This is a genomic window from Hymenobacter cellulosivorans (assembly GCF_022919135.1).
Taxonomy (GTDB): domain Bacteria; phylum Bacteroidota; class Bacteroidia; order Cytophagales; family Hymenobacteraceae; genus Hymenobacter; species Hymenobacter cellulosivorans.
Genome location: NZ_CP095049.1, coordinates 823,231 through 841,792 on the forward strand (window position 1 = coordinate 823,231; position 18,562 = coordinate 841,792).

Here is an 18,562-nt window from a genome sequence, read left to right on the forward strand (position 1 = left end):
CCCGCATCCAACCCGAACCCCATCCCCTGCGCCTTATGATTTTCACGCCCAGCCCCATGCTTTTGAAGCTGCTCTACACCCGCGGCAGCCTGCACAATACGCCCGAGGGCGTGGCCTTCAGCATCAAAAACCGCCTCGACACGGTGCGCATCACCCGCATCGACGCCGTGCTGATTGACGGGCAGCGCCTGGGCCTGGAGCAGATTGCCCTCGACCTGGGCAACGGCGATGTGCGCCCCGCCACGGTCTTCAACGCCGACTCGGCCGGCTACGAGCTGCCCGTGGGCCAGGCTGCCACGTTTCACCTGGTCACGGAGCACCTGAAGGAAGGCATTCATAAAGTGTGCGTGCAGTTTGCCGCCGACCCCTTCGGCGACCTGAACGTGGAGGTGGAAGATGCTATTGTCAACCAGTCGGCGAGTCGCACCCGTATCCCGCGCCAGGACCAGGATGACTACTCCGAGGCCGCCATTCAGGCCCGGCAGCGCTTTGCCGAGGAGTTTTCGGGCCAAGAGTTCAAGCACCTGAAGCACTACTCCTTCGATGCCCACGACCTGCAGGGCAACTGCGAGCATTTCACCGGCGTGGCCCAGATTCCGGTGGGGTTGGCCGGGCCCCTGACCGTGAACGGCGAGCACGCCCAGGGTGACTTTCTGATTCCGATGGCCACTACGGAAGGCACTCTGGTAGCCAGCTACAACCGCGGCATCCAGGTACTTAACCTGTGCGGGGGCGTGAAGTGCACCGTCATCGGCGACGCCATGCAGCGGGCTCCGGTCTTTGTCTTCGACGACGCCCGCGGGGCCCGGGACTTTGGCAAGTGGGTGGAAGAGGAAATCGACAAGATCCGGCCTGAAGCCGAAAGCACCTCCCGCGTAGCCAAGCTCCAGTACATCGACACGTATCTGAGCAACAAGTTTGCCTACCTGCGCTTCAACTTCTCAACCGGCGACGCGGCCGGCCAAAACATGGTGGGCCGGGCCACGTTTGCCGCCTGCTCCTGGATTCTGGAAAACTACAAGGGCGCCCCCATTCGCCATTTCTACCTCGAATCTAACTTCGCCACCGACAAGAAAGCCAGCCAGATCAACGTGATGCGCACCCGTGGTAAGCGCGTGGTAGCCGAGTGCGTGATTAAGCGCGACATTCTGCAGCAGCGTATGCGCGTGACGCCCGAGCAGCTGGCCTACCACGGGCAGGTGAGCAATGTGGGCGCCTTTCTGAGCGGGGCCAACAACAACGGCGCCCACTCGGCCAACGGCATTACGGCCCTCTTCATTGCCACCGGCCAGGACGTGGCCAACGTGTCGGAATCGTCGGCTGGCGTGCTGTACTCGGAAGTCACCAAGGAGGGCGACTTGTACCTGAGCATTACCATTCCCTCGCTCATCGTGGCTACTCACGGCGGCGGCACTGGCCTGGCCACTCAGAACGAGTGCCTGCGGATGCTGGGCTGCGTGGGCCGGGGCACGGTAAACAAGTTTGCCGAAATCGTGGCCGGCGTGGTGCTGGCCGGCGAACTGAGCCTGGGCTCCGCTATTTCCTCCTCCGACTGGGTCAGCAGCCACGAGCAGTACGGCCGCAACCGCTAGACCGGTGCCCTAGGCGCGCCTTCCGACAGCTCCTGCCCGTCATGCGGCGCTGGTCGAAGCATCTTTCCCGCACTGGTAAAAGTTAGTTACTACTGCAGCAAAGATGCTTCGCCTAGCGCCGCATGACGTTCTTTTTTACTCCGTAGCCGCTTCCTGCCGCTACTTAATATATTGGGTGCCAGCCCGACGGCGGGTAGCAGGCAACACTTTGCACCATGGGCGGGTCCTTGCCAAGGAAGTGCGTTCTTTACCCCCTGGTTGCTTAACCTTATTGCCTATTATGAAAAGACTCATACTACTTGGCCTAGTAAGTCTGCCCCACCTGCTGCGCGCTCAGGCGGCTCACCCCAACGTGCTGATCAGCGTGCAGAACTCGCCCAACGAGACGAGCATTGCCATCAACCCTAAGAACACCCAGCAGCTCATTGCCGGGGCCAACCTCAACAACCAGTACAGCTCGCTCGACGGGGGCCGCACCTGGACGTGGCGCACCCTGACCTCGCCCTATTCCGTGTGGGGCGACCCGGTGGTGGTGGCCGACACGACCGGCGCGTTCTATTACTTCCACCTGTCGAACCCTGGCGCCACTTCCTACTCGTTTCCGTTTATCGACCGGCTGCTGGTGCAGCGCACTGCCGCGGCTGCCCAGCCTTTCAGCTACCGCAGCTACTTTGCCCTGAACCCGCCCAAGCAGCAGGACAAGGAATGGGTGGCCGTAGACCGCAAAACCAACGCCCTGTACGCCACCTGGACCGAGTTCGACAACTACGGCAGCCTTAGCTCCCGCGACAGTACCCGGATTCTGTTCTCTAAATCCCTGGACCAGGCCCAAACCTGGAGCCCGCCCCAGCGCATCAGCTTCTACGGCGGCGACGCCGTGGATGAGGACGAAACCGTGGAAGGCGCCGTGCCGACGGTAGGACCTAACGGCGAAATCTACACCGCCTGGGCCGGGCCCCGCGGCATCGTTTTCAACCGCAGCCTGGACCTGGGCCAGACCTGGCTGCCCAAAGAGCGCACCATCGTGAGCCAGCCCGGCGGCTGGGATTACGCCGTGCCGGGCATTTCCCGGGCCAACGGTTTGCCTGTAACGGTCTGCGACGTAAGCCCCGGCCCGCACCGCGGCACCATCTACGTGAACTGGACCGACCAGCGCAACGGCCCCTCCGACACCGACGTGTGGCTGACCCGCAGCACCGACGGCGGCCAGACCTGGAGCGCGCCCACCCGCGTCAACAACGATGCGCCGGGCCGCCACCAGTTTTTCACCTGGATGACCGTCGACCAGAAAACCGGCTACCTGTGGTTTGTTTTCTACGACCGACGCAACTACACCGACACCCGTACCGACGTGTACGCCGCCCGCAGTACCGACGGGGGCCAGACGTTCCAGAACTTCCGAATCAGCCAGAGCCCGTTTGTGCCCAACGAAGACACCTTCTTCGGGGACTACAGCAACATCACGGCCCACGACAACGTGGTGCGCCCCGTCTGGACCCGCCTCGACAACACCCAGCTCAGCGTCTGGACGGCCCTGATTGACGTGACCGTACTGGCCTCGAAAGGGCCGGGCGCCCTGCCCGAGCTGACGCTGCAAACCTACCCCAACCCCGCCGCTCACACCCTGCACCTGGCCCTGGACCTTCCTACCGCCGCCCTGACCCACGTGGAGCTACGCACCCCTACCGGCCAGCTGCTGCGCACGGCCCTGCACCAAAACCTGCCCGCCGGCCACCAGCAGCTAACCGTGCCGGTGCGCGACCTGCCCACCGGCGTCTACCTGCTCGAAGTCAAGATTGGAGCCACCACTCTGCACCGCCGCGTGACGGTAATCCACTAAAACGCAAAAGGGCCGCTGACATCAGCGGCCCTTTGCAATTGATGCAACCCGGCTTTTACAGCGGGTCGGCGGTTACTTTGAACTTGGAATCGGCACGTACGGTGATTTCACGGGCAATGGAGCGGTTCACGGTAGCCTCGGTGTGGAGCGTGTAGCTGGAGGCTTTGATGTACTTGTCGAGCTTGGTACCGCTGGCCGTCAGCTCAATGCTGGACACGCCCTTGGGCACGGCATCGAGGTAGGCCAGGGGCACGATGTCGTTCTGGTCGGTGCCGATGGAGATTTTGATCTTGCTCAGAAAGTCAAAATTCTCGGCCTGCGGGTCGGTGATGGTGAGCGTGAGCTTGCTCAGCGACACGTCTTTCACCAGGTCGGCGCTGGTGTTATTGTTCTTAAACGTCTCGTTGGCATTGACCGTGACGGGCACCGGCAGCACCACGGGCGTGGCAATAAAGACCGAACTGGCCGGCACCTTGATGTTCTGCGACGACGAGATTTCGAAGGTCAGCAGCTGCTTGATCTTTTTGCAGCTCATGAAGCCCAGCAGCAGAAACAACGGGGCCAGAAGGATGACTTTTTTCATGTTGGTCAGTTCTTGCAGAAGGTAAAGAAGAGGTTGGAAAACGATAACGCCGGCACTAAAAGTTTAGTGCCGGCGGTTCGGTGGGCAATCTACTGACCAAATTCGCTTAATCCCAGAGCCAGTAGCTAAATCCGGCCCCGGTCAAGCTCATTTCTTAGTTCGTCAACAGTACTTTTTTCTTAGTTGACGTCCCCTTGTTGTTAGTCACAACCAGGAAATAGGCACCCCGGGGCAGGTTTTTGGTGGCAATAGAAGTCAAGCTCTCTTTCTTATACTCTACTACCAACTGTCCCTGCATGGTATAAAGCTTCGCACTCGCAACCGTGCCTTCGGAGGCTGGCAAGCTGAAGTTGATGACATCCGTTGCTGGCACGGGATATACTTCAAGGTTCTGGGTTAACGTGGAGCTGGTTTCTTCTTCTTCTTTCGCCGGGCGGTAAGGCTCCTGGTCACCGGCATTGATGGTAATCGTCATCGAAATAGGCTGACCACACGCATCAATATAGCTGACGCTCAGCAGTCTTGAGTTCGTGTACGAAGGCGCCTGCAACTGAATGCGGTTGGTACCCAGCCCACCAACAATCTGCCAGTCAGAGGGAATAGTCCAGTTGTAGTTGCTTCCCCCACCGGTTTCCCAAGCTCCGACAGAGTTCAGCGGAATAGCGTAAGGACCGGCTATCTGAGCAATCGTCGGCTCCCGGTAAAAAGTAACTGTGCTGGTCGTGCTTGTGAGCGGGCAGTTGCCATTATAGGCGGTTACTGTAACCGTGCCGGTGGTAGCATTCGTGTTGGGCACAAACCGAGCAACGCAGCCGCCGGCTTCCAGGTAGGTCAGGGGCCATCCTTCCGAGCACGACCAATCATAGCGGGTAGCACCTTGTACCGATGCAATTCGGAAGGTCACTAAGCCTGCACTGCAATCCATGTAATCAGGATAGATCGGCCCAACCTGCGCTGTACCAATGACAACCTGTTTCTCGGCATCATTTCTACTATTCCATATCCCCCACCAGCTCGATCTTGTACTAACCTTAATCTTGCCTGTTCCTGAGCCATTATTCCATTTAACCTCAATGGCTGGATAAGCATGTATAAAATACTCCATATCTGTAAAAGTGATGGAGGTAGTTCCAGGAGCTGGCTTTGCGCCTAATTGGTTGTGGCCGATAATCGTCCCTCCGGTCACTTCAAATGTGTACTCCCAGGTAGTGTTGATGTTGGTGTAGGCAGAATACCAGCCCGTTTCGTTAGGGCACCCTGTCGAATTGCCGCTGATTTCAATACCGACAAGGTCGGCCCGAGCCTGAGTGGCTAAGCAGCAAAGTAAAAGGGCCAGCAAAAAGTAGAATTTGTTTTTCATGATAGGGTAGTATGATTAGGTGATTAATGAGTTCATAATATTAACACTATATAACAATAGTATACATAGTGAATAAATTATTTAACTGACTGGTAACACAGCATACAACGAATCCGGCCCCGCACGGAGAACCAACGCATAGCCAGTTGCCTAGCTAATAGTTGGCGCTCCATGCGGGGCCGAACTCTATTTTCAGGTTATATAGGTGGCTCAGTCCATCATATCGGCTGAGCGGGGTGGCTCGTGCTTGAAATCCGGGTTCCAGCTCATCGGATACTTCTCATCCAGATAGGGCAGGGCGGCCTCGGTCAGGTACAGCGGCCGGAACGTGTCGACCATCACGGCCAGCTCGTGGGTTTCCTTTTTGCCGATGCTGGCTTCTACCGTGCCGGGGTGCGGCCCGTGCGGGATGCCGCTGGGATGCACCGTAAACGAGGCCAGGTCGATGCCTTTGCGCGACATGAAGTTGCCGGCCACATAGTACAGCACCTCGTCGGAGTCCACGTTGGAGTGGTTGTAGGGCGCCGGGATGCTGTCGGGGTGGTAGTCGAACAGGCGGGGCACAAAGGAGCAGATCACGAAGTTGTGCGCCTCGAAGGTTTGGTGCACGGGTGGCGGCTGGTGAATGCGGCCCGTAATCGGCTCAAAATCGTGAATACTGAAGGCGTAGGGGTAGAAGTACCCATCCCAGCCGACCACATCGAAGGGCGAGTGGCCGTAGGTAAGTTGGTGCAAATAGCCTTCCTTCTTGATCTTAACCAGGTACTCGCCCGACTCGCGCACGTCGCCGGTAATGAGCTGGTGCGGGGGCCGGATGTCCCGCTCGCAGTAGGGCGAATGCTCCAGCAGCTGCCCGAAGTGGTTGCGGTAGCGCCGGCAGGTTTCGATGGGGCTGAACGACTCGATAATGAGCAACCGCACCGGCCCCTCGTCGAAGTGAAGCTGGTGAATAATGGTGCGCGGAATCACGACGTAGTCGCCGGGCTCGAAGCGCACGATGCCCAGCTGGCTCCACAGCTCCCCGCTGCCCTCGTGCACGAAAATTACCTCGTCGGCCAAGGCGTTTTTGTAGTAATAGTCCATGCGCCGCTCCGTGGGGTTGCAGATGCTCATGGTCACATCGGCATTGCCGATGAGGGTCTGCCGAGCCTGCAGGTAGTCGCCGCCGGTGGTGGTCTGGCTCAGGGTACGCAGGTGGCTGGGCTCCAGAGGCCGGTCTTTCAGCAGCTTGGGCGCGTAAGGCACCGGCTCCCCTACTTTCTTGATCTGCGTGGGGGGTGAATGTGATAGAGCAGCGACGAGACGCCATGAAAACCCAACGTGCCCACCAGCTGCTCGGAGTAGAGCGTGCCGTCGGGCTGGCGGAACTGGGTGTGGCGCTTGTGCGGAATCTGCCCAATACGATGGTAGTAAGCCATACAAAACGAATTTTCGGGTGGGAAAACGGGTGGACTTGGGTTGGTGAAGGTAAGCAGCCCGGCCCAAACCCGCCACACCTGCCGTTGGGCTTAGACATGGGCAGTGGTAGAGCTGGCTGCTGGTAATACGAACAGAAAACACTTATTTTTAGCCAGATGAGAAAAAAATTTATCCTAGCGGTTCTATTGCTTAGTAGCGGCTGCAAAGCTTTCGACCCGGCCCTGCTCAATCCTACGGCCGAAACCCTGCCTACCCGCCTGCCCACGCTTACGCCCGAGGTGCAGAGTGAGCGTATCCTACTATCTTTTAGCCCGATGGCCGTGCCCAACGACGTGCGCATCCTTTTTGAGCGCGAAGTACGCGAGGTACTCAGTGAGCCGTATGGCAAGTCGCGGGGCTTTTTGGTGCTACACACCCGCCGGGTGAGTGCCCGGCCCGGCCTGGGCTTCACCTTTGCTTCGATCATGACGGCGGGCAGCCTTAACCTGTTTGGTTTTCCCTGGGCCCGCTACCGCTACGTCGTTGACGTGCAGCTCGACGTGCTCAACCAGCGCCGGGAGCTCATCGGTTCGTACCGGGGCACGGGGCAGGCTCGCGCTACGGCTGGCCTGTTTAGCCGCACCAACTATAGCCAGCCAGACCGGGTGCTGTATGTGCAATGCGTCCGGCAGGGCCTCGACCAGATCATCCCGCAACTACGTCCCGAAACGGCGCGTTTGCAAGCCGCACTGGCACTATAGAGTCCCGCTACGTGTTACTGGCCCTGGTGCCGCGGTTTTTGTCGACAACGCGGCGCGGGTGCGTACCTTTGCGCCTTCTCCGTTACTGCCACGGCTTCACTTTATCCCTTTATTGTGTCCTTCTCCTCTTCGCTGCCGAAAGCCTTTTCCCTGCTGCTGCTGGCCGGTACGCTGCTGTCCTGGAACGGCAAGTCGCCGGTGAGTACAGTGCCGGTGCGGGCCCGCACGTTTGCTTTCGAGTACACCGCTACCGTCAAGGACTTGCCGGCTCAGGCCAAGGAAACCGACCTCTGGATTCCGGTACCGCACTCTGATAAGTCGCAGGACATCAAGAACCTGGTCATCACCTCGTCCTATCCCTACGAGCTACTCGATGCGGCCCACGGCAATAAGGTGCTGCACCTGCGCGTGCTCAACCCCGAGCCTGCCAGCTTTTCGGTCAGCATGAAGTTTGAGGCCACCCGCCGGGAACACAAAAACCCGGTGCTGGTGCCCGAAGCTGGCTCAAAAAAGGAGAAGGAAGCCGCCGACCCCGACATGCAGCGCTGGCTGCAGGCCGACCAGCTCGTGCCCCTCGACGACAAAATTCGGCTCTGGGCCCAGGAAGTGGTAGCCAAGGCCAACGCCAAAACCGACCTGGAAAAGGCTCAGGCCATCTACAACCACGTGGTTAGCACCGTCAAGTACGACAAAACCGGTCAGGGCTGGGGCCGCGGCGACATTTACTACGCCTGCGACGCCCGCCGTGGCAACTGCACCGACTTCCACGCCGTGTTTATCGGGTACTGCCGTGCGGTGGGTATTCCGGCCCGCTTCAGCATCGGCTTCCCGCTGCCCACCGAGCGGGGAGAGGGCGAAGTGAAAGGCTACCACTGCTGGGCGGAGTTCTACACCAAGGCTACCGGCTGGGTGCCCGTCGATGCCTCCGAGGCCGCCAAGGACCCGTCGCGGCGCAACTACTTCTTCGGGGCCCACGACGAAAACCGCGTCGAATTCACCCGGGGCCGCGACCTGACCCTGGCTCCGCGCCAGCAGGGCTTGGCCCTGAACTACTTTATCTACCCCTACGCCGAAGTCGACGGCAAGCCCTTCACCTCCATCGACAAGCAGTTCCGCTACCACGACGTAGCGCGCGCCACCAAGTAGGACTAGGGCGCTGCCATCTGAAAGCGGGTCATTTCTTCTTGTTTACAGCCGGAAGGAATGACCCGCTTCACGTTTTAATTAGACAGAAGGATTAAAGCCATGCCTGGCTTTCACCTGTCGTCTTTCTTCCTCGACACTAAAAAAGCCGCCCCGAACTTCCAACAGGAAATTCGGGGCGGCTTTTTTAGTTATCCGTAAGGCTTACTTGAGCAAGCCCAGCAAGGTCGAGCCGTCGTCACCCAAGGCGCGCAGGGCTTGCTGCAGTTCGGCATCCTGGTCGCGCAACACTTGGTAATAAGCCGTTTTGCCGTAGGCGCTACGGGCAATCAGGGCCTTGAGCTGGTCTTTGAGCAGGGTCGAGCACCGTCGCATCCCGGCCGCATCGGCGGGCACCCCATCGTGAGCGGCCTTAGCCGTCAGGGCCTGCAGCTGAGCATCCGAAATACGGAACGTACTATTGAACTGCTCGAAGCGCATGGCTTCCAGCTCGGTTTTGTGGTCCTGGTAGAAGTTCAGGGCAAACTCCCGCACCAGGTTGTGGCTCTGCAAACGGGTGTAATAAGCCGAGTACGCCGACGTGTCGCGGGCCACAAAGAGGTCGGGCATGATGCCGCCACCACCGTACACGGTGCGGCCCTTGTCGGTGCGGTAGCGCAGCGAATCGGCGAAGTGGATGCTGTCGGCGTGGAAATACTCCCCCGCTTCTGCCGCTGGGTTAGCTCCTGCTCATACTGCTCATAGCCGCCGCGGTACGACTTCTGAATCGAGCGGCCCGAGGGCGTGTAGTAGCGGGCAATGGTCAGACGCAGCTCCGAGCCGTCATTGAGGGCAATGGGCTGCTGCACGAGGCCTTTACCGAAGGTGCGGCGGCCCACTACTAAGGCCCGGTCGTGGTCTTGCAGGGCACCGGCCACTACTTCGGCGGCCGAGGCGCTGCCTTCGTCGACGAGTACGACCAATGGGCCTTCCTCAAACTCGCCCAGGGTGCGGGAGTAGGTTTGGGTGTCGTACACGTCGCCTTTGCCGTCGGTGTAAACAATCTTCTTGGTGCCGCCGATAAACTCGTCGGCCAACTTGGTGGCACGGTCGAGGTAGCCGCCGGGGTTGCCACGCAAGTCGAGCACAAGGCGGCTCAGGCCCTGGCGGCGCAGGTCGCCCAGAGCCTGCTTAAACTCGTCGTAGGTACCGCTGGCAAAGCGGCTTACTTTGATGTAGCCCGTCTGGTTGTCGAGCATGTAGGCCACGTCTACCGAGCTGTTGGGAATCCGGTTGCGGGTCACGAGCACGCTCATGGGCTTGGCCTGCAGGCGGCGCTGCACCAGCAGCTGCACCTTGCTATGACGCGGACCGCGCAGCTTGCCAAACATTTGCTCGGTAGTGATATGCACGCCCGAAACCGACTCCCCGTTCACGGCCAGTATCCGGTCGCCGGGCTGAAGGCCAGCCTGCTCAGCCGGGCCGCCGCTCAAGGGTGAAACGACGGTTACGGTGTCGCGGAACAGGTTGAACTCCACGCCAACGCCATCGAAGTCGCTCTGTAAGAAGGCCGAAGCCTGCTGCTGCTGCCGGGCCGGGATAAAGACCGAGTGCGGGTCGAGGCGCTCCAGCATACGGCTGATGGCGTAGTCGGATAGGGCCTCAGCATCCACGGAGTCCACGTAGTCGCGGTCTACGTAGCTTAGGATTTCTTTGAACTTTAAGTAGCCCCGGGCCGTGCCATCGGGGTTTTGGTCGGAGGGCCGAAACGGGTTTGCTCCCAGCAAAATACCACAGGCCAGCACCAGAGCCAATAACAGCGGCTGCCGTACCTGGGCCCGCGAGTTGCGGGGGGTAGCAGCCGGCGCATTCACCGGTTGGGGCGCCTGAGCATCGTTTGGCTCAACGTTCATAAGCGACTGAGAGAGTAGAAGTTCGGACGATAAATGAGGCTGTTGAATAGCAGTAGGCTACCAAAACTATTAAAACTTTTCCAAGAAACCGCAGGGCTACATAGGACCATGAGCATTTTCCAATATCAGTACAATTTGTTCTGGATTAAGAACTATAATACTGAACTATGACTCGTAATTCTACAAATCAGCTTTCCGCTTAAATAACTGGAGCACAAAGATAAATGTAGTATTTTTCGAAGCTAGGTTCGTTTAGACGAATTCGTTTACAGACGGGTCCGATGCGGCCTTCTGGCAGCCTAATCCAGTTGAGCTTACTGGCGAAGACCATGTCACCATTCTTGCAGGCTGTCGTATCTTTGCGTAGCGGCTGGGGCCCAAGCTCCGGTCGCCGTCATTTTTACGCTTTCCATGGGACGCATCCTTGCCATTGACTACGGGCACAAACGAGTCGGACTGGCCGTCACGGATCCGCTCCAGCTTATTGCCACGCCGCTCGAAACCATTCACAGCCAGGACCTTTTGACCTACATCAAAACCCTGCACGCCCGGGAGCCGCTTTCGGCCCTGGTGATTGGCATGCCAAAGACGCTGCTCAACGAAGCCACCGACTCGACCAGCGCCGTAGTGGGCGTAGTGCGGCGCCTGCGCAAAGACTTTCCCGAAGTGCCGGTCCACGAAATTGACGAGCGTTATACCTCTCGCATGGCCCATGCGGCCATGCTGGCTGGCGGCCTATCCAAAAAGGACCGCCGCGACAAAGCTACCGTCGATAAGGTGAGTGCCACCCTGATTTTGCAATCTTTCCTCGAATCCCGATGATTTATCCCATTGTTGCCTTCGGCGACCCGGTCCTGAAGTCCCGCGCCAAAGATATTCCGGCCGATTTGCCCGCCGACGAGCTCAAGCAGCTTATCGACGACATGTTTGCCACCATGTACCACGCCAATGGCGTCGGACTGGCCGCGCCCCAGATTGGCAAGAGCGTCCGCCTGTTCGTAATTGACTCGGCCCCAATGGTGGGCGACGACGAGGACGAGGAAGCCGGTGAAGAAACCGAAGCCGATCCGACGGAGGCGCCCGTAAAGCGCGCTTTCATTAACCCCGTGATGGTAAGTGAAACCGGCGAGGAATGGGGCTTTGAAGAAGGCTGCCTGAGCATTCCCGGCGTGCGCGAAACCGTGTACCGCCACGAAACCATCGTGATTCGCTACGAGGATGAACAGCGCGTACAGCACGAGGAAACCTTCTCGGGCATGACGGCCCGCGTGATTCAGCACGAGTACGACCACTTGGAAGGCGTGCTGTTCACCGACCATATTTCCAGCTTTAAAAAGCAGCTCATCAAGGGCAAGCTCACCCGCATCAGCAAGGGCGACGTGAATGCCGACTACCGCATGCGCTTCGCCGGGCAGGGCCGCCGCTAAGCCGCTAATTTTGAAGGAACACAACTCGCCGGTCGGGCCGCAGAAAAGCGCGCCGGGCCGGCGAGTTTTTTTGTTACTTAGGGGTTGCTGTTTACTCAGGACAACATATCCAATTAACGAAATTCCCTATTATTACTCTATGCGTAAAACCCTTACTCTATTCTTGTTAGCGACTTTATGGCTGCTGCCCCACCGGCCCCAGGCCTGGGGTTTTTTCGGGCACCGGCTGATTAACCGACTGTCGGTATTTACGCTGCCACCGGAGATGGTCGGGTTTTACAAGGCCAACATTGACTACCTAACTGAAAACGCCACCCGGCCCGATTCCCGCCGCTCGGTGGTGCCCGGCGAGGCCCCGCGCCACTTCCTCGACGTGGACGTGTACGGCGACAGTGCCCTGACCAAGCTGCCCCACAACTGGGCCGACGCCATTGCCAAGTACGGGGAAGACTCGCTGATGAAGCACGGCATTGTGCCCTGGCAGGTGGTGAAGATGAAATACCAGCTGACTGACGCCTTTAAAAAGCGGGACGCCGACCGGATCCTGAGCCTGTCGGCCGACATGGGCCACTACATTGCCGACGCCTGCGTGCCGCTGCACACCACCCACAACTACAACGGGCAGCTCACTGGGCAGCGTGGCATTCACGGGTTCTGGGAAAGCCGGATGCCGGAAATCCTGAGTGCCAACTACGACTTTTTCGTGGGCCAGCCGGTGTATCTGAAAAACCCGACCCAAACCATCTGGAACGCCGTGGGACGCTCCTACTCGGCCGTCGACTCGGTGCTGCGCTTTGAACGGGAGCTGACCAAGGACTTTGCCGAGGACCGTAAGTTTGGCTTCGAGGAGCGCGGCAACCAGACCGTGCGCGTCTATTCGCGGGACTTCACCAACGAGTATCACCAGCGCCTTAACGGGCAGGTAGAACGGCAGATGCGCCTGGCCGTGAAGCTGGTAAGCAGCTACTGGTACACCTGCTGGGTCGATGCCGGGCAGCCGGACCTGGGCAAGCTGCCCCGCACGACTTCCGAAACCGAGAAGCAGCGCCTGGCCAAGGAATCGGCGGAGCTCAAGAACGCGCCGGCCCAGGCCGCTGTTCCGGGGCATGAGGATTAGGCCGAACCGGCTAATTTGCCTGCAACCCCTAGGTTGGTTTTGCTTCTTTTGCCGAATCCTAACTGTTTCCTTCTCTCCCGCGAGCTTATCTACCTGTTGATGTATAAACCGTTTGCCCTGCTGGCCGGCCTGGCTTTTCTGCAGCCCGCCGTTGCCCAGCAAACCCCGAAAAAGCCGCTTGACCACTCGGTCTACGACCAGTGGCAAAGCGTGGCCAACCAGAAAATCAGCCAGAACGGCAAGTATGTGCTGTTTCAGGTGAAGCCTCAGCAGGGCGACGGAACGCTTTATTTCAAGACAGCCGCCAACGAAACCCTGCGCCAGGTGAGCCGCGGCGACTCGGCCCAGTTTACGGCCGACTCCAAGTTTGCCGTCTTCAGCATCCGGCCCCCGTACCAGGTGGTGCGCCAGGCCAAAATCAAGAAGAAAAAGCCCGCCGACATGCCCAAGGACTCCCTGGGCGTGTACACCCTGGCCGGCAACAAGCTCAGCAAGTACCCCAACGTGAAGTCGTTTCAGCTGGCGGAAGAGGCGGCCGTGCTGGCTTTTCTGGGGGAGCGGCTGCCGGTGAAGGACGCGGCCAAAAAGGCGCCGACCGACACCATCAAGAAGCTCACCGACCAACTGCTGGAAACTAAGAAGGAAGGCGCCCCGCTGACGGTGGTAAACCTGCTCACGGGCAAGACCAGCACGTTTGAGTACGTGACAGAGTTCCAGATCAGCAAGCCCGGCAACAAGGTGGGCTTTGCGGTGACGGCGCCCAAGGGCAACAAGGACGTGAAATCGGGGCTGTATGTACTGGACGTGGCCTCGGGCACGGCCAAGCTGGTCAGCGCGGGCAAGGGCGTGTACAAGAACATTGCCTTCGACGAAGCTGGCAAGCAGGTGGCCTTCACGGCCGAGAAGCACCCGGAAAAAGCTCTGGCGAAGCCCTTTAGCCTGTACTACTCCGACCTGGGCGCCGACTCGGCCCGGGTGCTGCTGGCCCCGAGTGGGGCCCCGCTGCGCAAGGGCTGGTCGCCGAGCGGCTTTGGCAAGGTCTCGTTCAGCAAGAACGGGGAGAAGCTGTTTTTCGGCACGGCCCCTGACCCAATCCCGCAGGATACGAGCATCGTCGACTTTGAAACGGCCAAGCTCGACATCTGGAACTACAAGGATGACTACCTGCAGCCCATGCAGCTCAAGACCCTGAAAAAAGATTTGCAGCGCAATTACTTGGCGGTTATTTACCCCAAGAAGGGTGGCAAGTTTGTGCAGCTGGAAAACGAGCACCTGCGGGACTCCTTCCTGCCCGAAAACACCAACGCCGAGTACATTCTGGCCGTGACGGACACCGGCAAGCGGGTCTCGATGCAGTGGGAAGGCACCACGCTCAAGCAGGCCTACCTGGTGTCAACGGTGAGCGGGGAGTTTGTGGCCATCAACCCCAAAGCGGCCAAAAGCCGGTTCCAGATGTCGCCCGACGGCAAATACGTGGTGTGGTACGACTACGCGAATAAGAACTGGTTTGCCTACGGCGTGGACGGGCGCAAAACCGTGAACCTGACCGGCAAAACCGGCGTGTCGTTTACCGACGAGGAAAACGACTCGCCCGACGACCCACAGCCCTACGGCTTGGCCGCCTGGACCAAGGACGACGCGGCCGTGCTGCTCTACGACCGGTACGACATTTGGAAAGTAGACCCCAAAACCGGCGTGGCGGTGAACTTCACGGGCGGCGTGGGCCGCAGCACCAAGCAGATTTTCCGCTACACGATTCCCGTCGACAAGAAGAAGTTCATCGAGCCTAAGGAAGAGCTGCTGCTGCTGGTGCAAAACGAAACGACCAAGCAGTGGGGCTACTCCCGCAAGAGCATCAATAGCTTAAAAGCCCCCGAGCAGCTGGTGATGGCGCCCTTCGGCTATTCCAACCTGATGCAGGCCAAAAAGGGCGACACGTTTATCTACACCAAGTCGAACGTGAGCACCTCGCCCGACCTGTACGTGAGCCGGGACCTGAAAAAGGAAACCAAGCTGAGCAGCATCAACCCCCAGCAGAAGGACTACAACTGGTTTACGGCTGACCTCGTGCACTGGACCACGCCCAAGGGCTATAGGGCCACCGGCGTGCTCTACAAGCCCGAGAACTTCGACCCCGCCAAGAAATACCCAATGGTGGTGTATTTCTACGAAAAGCTTTCCGACGGCCTTTACAAGTACACCGCCCCCGCCCCCACGCCTTCCCGCCTCGACATTGCCATGTTTGCCAGCAACGGCTACCTGGTCTTCACCCCCGACATCAGCTACACCATCGGGGAGCCGGGCCCGTCGGCTATGGAATTCATCAACTCCGGCGTAGAGGATCTGAAGAAAAACAGCTGGGTCGATGGGGCCCACATCGGCCTGCAGGGCCAGAGCTGGGGCGGCTACCAGGTGGCCTACCTCATCACTCAAACCAATATGTATGCCGCGGCCTGGGCCGGCGCGCCCGTCGTGAACATGACCTCGGCCTACGGCGGCATCCGCTGGGAGTCGGGCATGAGCCGGCAGTTTCAGTACGAGCACACCCAGAGCCGGATCGGCGGCACCTTGTGGGACCAGACGGACCGTTACATCCAGAACTCCCCCTTGTTCCACCTGCCCAAGGTGCAGACGCCGGTGGTGATTATGTCCAACGACGCCGACGGGGCCGTGCCGTGGTACCAGGGCATAGAAATGTTTACCGACCTGCGCCGCCTGGGCAAGCCCGTGTGGCTGCTGCAGTACAACGGCGAGGCCCACAACCTGGTAAAGCGCGAAAACCGCAAGGATATTTCGGTGCGGGAGCTGCAGTTCTTCGACCATTACCTCAAGGGTGCTCCGGCCCCGGTATGGCTGCAGCGCGGCGTGCCCGCCGTGGAAAAAGGCCGCAACTGGGGCCTGGAAACCACGTCGAGCAGTGCGGTAAAAACGGCACCGTAAGCTTAGGACAAACCCAAAAAAGAACGTCATGCTGAATTTAGCATGACGTTCTTTTTTCTTGTGGCTCCTACCTAGCTTTACACCTCTTGCACCTGTGGCAGCCAGGTTACGAACTGGCGCAGACCTTCGGTCAGGCTGGTTTGGGGGGCGTAGCCGAGCAGGGTCTGGGCTTTGCGAATGTCGGCGAAGGTGATGTCCACGTCGCCGGCCTGCGGGGGCTCGAAGCGTAGCTCGGGCTCGATGCCCACAGCCTGCCCCACGGCCTCGATGAGTGTGAGCAGGGGCACGGGGCGGCTGTTGCCCAGGTTCACGGTTTCGAACACGCCGTGGTTAGTCAGCAAATACTGCAAGCCGCGGGCAATACCATCCACGGTATCGGCCACGAAGGTATAGTCGCGGGCGGTGCTGCCGGTGCCGAACACCGGAATGGCTTGCCCAGCCTGTAGCAGACGCACAAACTTGTGAATGGCCAGATCGGGGCGCTGCCGGGGGCCGTACACAGTAAAGAAGCGCGCATTCAGCGCATCGAGCTGGTAGAGGTGATGATAGGTATGCACCAGCTGCTCGCCGGCCAGTTTGCTGGCGGCGTAGGGCGAAATGCAGGTAGCCAGCGTGTTCACATCCTCCCGAAAAGGCTTCTCGGCCGAGTTGCCATACACCGACGACGAGGAGGCAAAAAACAGCTTACGAACGCCTCGCTCCCGCATCCATTCGAGCAGGTGCAGAGTGCCCATAACATTGTTTTCCACGTAAGCGGCCGGCTGCTGCACCGAGGGCCCCACGCCGGCTTTGGCCGCCAGATGCACCACAATATCGGCCTGTACGGCGGGCAAGGCGGCCGGGCCCCGGCGCAGGTCAGCTTCGTAGAAGGTGAAGTGCGGGTGCTGGGCAAAGGCCGCCAGGTTCTGCTCCTTCACCGCCCGTGGATACAGAGAATCAAAGTTGTCGAGGCCTACCACGCGGTAGCCGTCGTGCAGCAGCCGCTCGCACAAGTGGGAGCCGATAAAGCCGGCGCAGCCCGTAACAAAAACAGTAGATAGTGGCAAGCAGGTAGAAACGTAAGGATAATCGCCGGGCAAAAACAACGAGCAAATCGGTAGTGCTGGTTCAGCTTGCTTCAACGAAAAGGAGGCAGTAGGGTAATTGGCAGGCAAGCTAGGCAAAGATGACCCGCTTTCCATCTACCCGCCTCCTATAACCCGGTATTGTGACCGTAGTTTTCCCGATTGGCCTGGGGCAGGTGTCAGATGGGGGCAATTTTGTACAGGCTTGGTTTCAACAACTTTGTATATATTATCCTACTCTTACCCCCGTCCTCTATGCTCCACACCTCTTGTACCCGCGCTCATGTCAGATTCGAAACCGGCTTCTTCAGCCGCCTCAGACCCGGGCTTACTCATCTCCTATGACGAGGGCCTTGCCTACGTTCAGCATTGGCTGAGCTCCCTTATGCACGGAGACTTAAAGCCCTGGACCGAAAAACAACAACTCAACTATTCCATGATTGTGAACCTCAAGAATGGCCGTATCCCGCGGCCCATTCCCCGATTGATTCAGAAAATCATGGCCATACTCGGCATCGAGCTGGAAGCCAAACGCGTCAGAAGGGGAACTGACTACGTTGTGCAGTTTGCCATTCGGGACCCCAAGCAAATCCAACTCTTCCGCGCCCAAGCTTCTTCCTGATGCCTCCCGTATCCGGCCCCCGAGTTTGGGCACGGCGCACGAATTTCACTTTTTTAGGGCCTTTGGATCATCTACCGGTAGTTTTTCCGCTCAGGACGGTGGTAAGCTAGGTGTTCCAAGCCCCCTGAAATTAAGAGAAGCCTTACAGTCCGGTGTGGTAGTTGGCCTGACTACCACACCGGACTGTACTTTTATGCTGGCTTTAGCCCCTTCGATATGCACCCAGCGGCCCAGGCTACATGGTCATGAGCTACGGAAGGAAGCTTGGGGAAATAGCGGGGCGCTGAACAGCCCAGCTAGAACTTTTGCCGTACTGCGCTATGCCGCCTGCCGGTCGGCCACCTGTGTACTTCTATGCTTTTGCCGATGAAAGGCTTCTATACCATCCTGCTGCTGACCATCTCCAACCTGTTCATGACCTTCGCCTGGTACGGGCACTTACAGTTCAAGAAGATTTCGTGGCTGCACGGCCTGGGCCTGGTCGGCGTGATTCTGATTAGCTGGGGCCTGGCCTTTTTTGAGTACGTGTTTCAGGTGCCTGCCAACCGCCTGGGCTTCCAGGAAAATGGCGGCCCCTTCAGCCTGTTTCAACTCAAGGTGATTCAGGAAGTGGTGAGCTTGACGGTGTTCACGCTCTGCGCCGTGTACGTATTCAAAACCGATAAACTGGGCTGGAACCACCTGTTGGGCTTCGGGCTGCTGGTGGCGGCCGTCTACGTCATCTTCAAGAAGTGGTAGGGTAGCCGTAGCGTTGACCCGGGCCTTTTCACCTAGCCCGGTATAGCCCAGCTTCGGGAAGCGCCGCGCCGGGGCAACTCCCCGA

15 protein-coding genes and 1 pseudogene are annotated in these 18,562 nt (G+C 59.1%); 10 read left to right on the forward strand and 6 right to left on the reverse strand.

Annotated elements, in window-relative coordinates; all coding sequences use genetic code 11:
* Positions 1-35: 35 nt before the first annotated feature.
* Both MUN80_RS03630 and MUN80_RS03635 read left to right on the forward strand, forming a co-directional pair.
* Positions 36-1,592 carry a hydroxymethylglutaryl-CoA reductase gene (locus MUN80_RS03630; protein ID WP_244719762.1) on the forward strand — a complete coding sequence of 519 codons (1,557 nt, stop codon included), beginning with the start codon at positions 36-38 and terminating at the stop codon, positions 1,590-1,592.
* A 280-nt stretch (positions 1,593-1,872) separates the two neighbouring features.
* Positions 1,873-3,432, forward strand: coding sequence for a T9SS type A sorting domain-containing protein (locus MUN80_RS03635; protein ID WP_244719765.1), 1,560 nt, complete (start codon positions 1,873-1,875; stop codon positions 3,430-3,432).
* A gap of 55 nt (positions 3,433-3,487) precedes the next feature.
* On the opposite strand, the gene MUN80_RS03640 is transcribed toward MUN80_RS03635, so the two are convergent.
* The 3 genes and pseudogenes from MUN80_RS03640 to MUN80_RS03650 form a co-directional block, all read right to left on the reverse strand.
* Positions 3,488-4,015 (reverse strand): hypothetical protein, encoded by a 528-nt coding sequence (locus MUN80_RS03640; protein WP_244719768.1) that lies wholly within the window; start codon positions 4,013-4,015, stop codon positions 3,488-3,490.
* Positions 4,016-4,169: 154 nt separating this feature from the next.
* Positions 4,170-5,375, reverse strand: coding sequence for a T9SS type A sorting domain-containing protein (locus MUN80_RS03645; protein WP_244719771.1), 1,206 nt, complete (start codon positions 5,373-5,375; stop codon positions 4,170-4,172).
* A gap of 210 nt (positions 5,376-5,585) precedes the next feature.
* Positions 5,586-6,793 (reverse strand): annotated as a pseudogene (locus MUN80_RS03650) (homogentisate 1,2-dioxygenase).
* A 156-nt stretch (positions 6,794-6,949) separates the two neighbouring features.
* Between MUN80_RS03650 and MUN80_RS03655 the strand changes: the two are divergent.
* Positions 6,950-7,534, forward strand: a complete 585-nt coding sequence (locus MUN80_RS03655) for a hypothetical protein (RefSeq protein ID WP_244719773.1) — start codon at positions 6,950-6,952, stop codon at positions 7,532-7,534.
* 114 nt (positions 7,535-7,648) lie between these two features.
* Complete coding sequence (locus tag MUN80_RS03660) at positions 7,649-8,680, forward strand: transglutaminase-like domain-containing protein (RefSeq protein ID WP_244719775.1); 1,032 nt, start codon at positions 7,649-7,651, stop codon at positions 8,678-8,680.
* Between the two features lie 201 nt (positions 8,681-8,881).
* Here the strand turns inward: MUN80_RS03660 and MUN80_RS03665 are convergent, their stop codons facing one another.
* The gene (locus MUN80_RS03665) at positions 8,882-9,286 is read right to left on the reverse strand and encodes a DUF8443 domain-containing protein (protein WP_244719777.1); all 405 of its coding nucleotides are present in this window, start codon (positions 9,284-9,286) and stop codon (positions 8,882-8,884) included.
* Positions 9,193-10,569, reverse strand: a complete 1,377-nt coding sequence (locus MUN80_RS03670) for a S41 family peptidase (RefSeq protein WP_244719779.1) — start codon at positions 10,567-10,569, stop codon at positions 9,193-9,195. Before MUN80_RS03670 ends, MUN80_RS03665 begins: the two co-directional genes overlap by 94 nt.
* 411 nt (positions 10,570-10,980) lie before the next feature.
* On the opposite strand from MUN80_RS03670, the gene ruvX reads away from it, so the two are divergent.
* The 4 genes from ruvX to MUN80_RS03690 all read left to right on the forward strand — a co-directional run bounded on the left by ruvX (position 10,981) and on the right by MUN80_RS03690 (position 16,053).
* Positions 10,981-11,391: a Holliday junction resolvase RuvX gene (gene ruvX / locus MUN80_RS03675; RefSeq protein ID WP_244719781.1), complete on the forward strand. Its 411-nt coding sequence runs from the start codon at positions 10,981-10,983 to the stop codon at positions 11,389-11,391.
* Positions 11,388-11,996, forward strand: coding sequence for a peptide deformylase (gene def, locus MUN80_RS03680; protein WP_244719783.1), 609 nt, complete (start codon positions 11,388-11,390; stop codon positions 11,994-11,996). The genes ruvX and def overlap by 4 nt, the downstream gene beginning before the upstream one ends.
* Positions 11,997-12,135: 139 nt before the next feature.
* Positions 12,136-13,113 carry a zinc dependent phospholipase C family protein gene (locus tag MUN80_RS03685; RefSeq protein WP_244719785.1) on the forward strand — a complete coding sequence of 326 codons (978 nt, stop codon included), beginning with the start codon at positions 12,136-12,138 and terminating at the stop codon, positions 13,111-13,113.
* Between the two features lie 99 nt (positions 13,114-13,212).
* Positions 13,213-16,053, forward strand: coding sequence for a S9 family peptidase (locus MUN80_RS03690; protein ID WP_244719787.1), 2,841 nt, complete (start codon positions 13,213-13,215; stop codon positions 16,051-16,053).
* A gap of 77 nt (positions 16,054-16,130) precedes the next feature.
* Here the strand turns inward: MUN80_RS03690 and MUN80_RS03695 are convergent, their stop codons facing one another.
* Complete coding sequence (locus tag MUN80_RS03695) at positions 16,131-17,099, reverse strand: GDP-mannose 4,6-dehydratase (protein ID WP_244719789.1); 969 nt, start codon at positions 17,097-17,099, stop codon at positions 16,131-16,133.
* A 403-nt stretch (positions 17,100-17,502) separates the two neighbouring features.
* Between MUN80_RS03695 and MUN80_RS03700 the strand changes: the two genes are divergently transcribed.
* On the forward strand, positions 17,503-17,739 hold the full coding sequence (locus tag MUN80_RS03700; protein ID WP_244719792.1) for a hypothetical protein: 237 nt from the start codon (positions 17,503-17,505) through the stop codon (positions 17,737-17,739).
* A gap of 366 nt (positions 17,740-18,105) precedes the next feature.
* Positions 18,106-18,477, forward strand: a complete 372-nt coding sequence (locus tag MUN80_RS03705) for a DMT family protein (protein ID WP_244719794.1) — start codon at positions 18,106-18,108, stop codon at positions 18,475-18,477.
* The last annotated feature ends 85 nt before the right edge of the window (positions 18,478-18,562 follow it).

Bases quoted from the DNA above. Each gene is read 5' to 3' on its own strand.
- MUN80_RS03630 (WP_244719762.1), top strand. From the start codon at position 36: ATGATTTTCACGCCCAGCCCCATGCTTTTGAAGCTGCTCTACACCCGC.
- MUN80_RS03635 (WP_244719765.1), top strand. From the start codon at position 1,873: ATGAAAAGACTCATACTACTTGGCCTAGTAAGTCTGCCCCACCTGCTG.
- MUN80_RS03640 (WP_244719768.1), bottom strand. From the start codon at position 4,015: ATGAAAAAAGTCATCCTTCTGGCCCCGTTGTTTCTGCTGCTGGGCTTC.
- MUN80_RS03645 (WP_244719771.1), bottom strand. From the start codon at position 5,375: ATGAAAAACAAATTCTACTTTTTGCTGGCCCTTTTACTTTGCTGCTTA.
- MUN80_RS03655 (WP_244719773.1), top strand. From the start codon at position 6,950: ATGAGAAAAAAATTTATCCTAGCGGTTCTATTGCTTAGTAGCGGCTGC.
- MUN80_RS03665 (WP_244719777.1), bottom strand. From the start codon at position 9,286: ATGCCCGACCTCTTTGTGGCCCGCGACACGTCGGCGTACTCGGCTTAT.
- MUN80_RS03670 (WP_244719779.1), bottom strand. From the start codon at position 10,569: ATGAACGTTGAGCCAAACGATGCTCAGGCGCCCCAACCGGTGAATGCG.
- ruvX (WP_244719781.1), top strand. From the start codon at position 10,981: ATGGGACGCATCCTTGCCATTGACTACGGGCACAAACGAGTCGGACTG.
- def (WP_244719783.1), top strand. From the start codon at position 11,388: ATGATTTATCCCATTGTTGCCTTCGGCGACCCGGTCCTGAAGTCCCGC.
- MUN80_RS03685 (WP_244719785.1), top strand. From the start codon at position 12,136: ATGCGTAAAACCCTTACTCTATTCTTGTTAGCGACTTTATGGCTGCTG.
- MUN80_RS03690 (WP_244719787.1), top strand. From the start codon at position 13,213: ATGTATAAACCGTTTGCCCTGCTGGCCGGCCTGGCTTTTCTGCAGCCC.
- MUN80_RS03700 (WP_244719792.1), top strand. From the start codon at position 17,503: ATGCACGGAGACTTAAAGCCCTGGACCGAAAAACAACAACTCAACTAT.
- MUN80_RS03705 (WP_244719794.1), top strand. From the start codon at position 18,106: ATGAAAGGCTTCTATACCATCCTGCTGCTGACCATCTCCAACCTGTTC.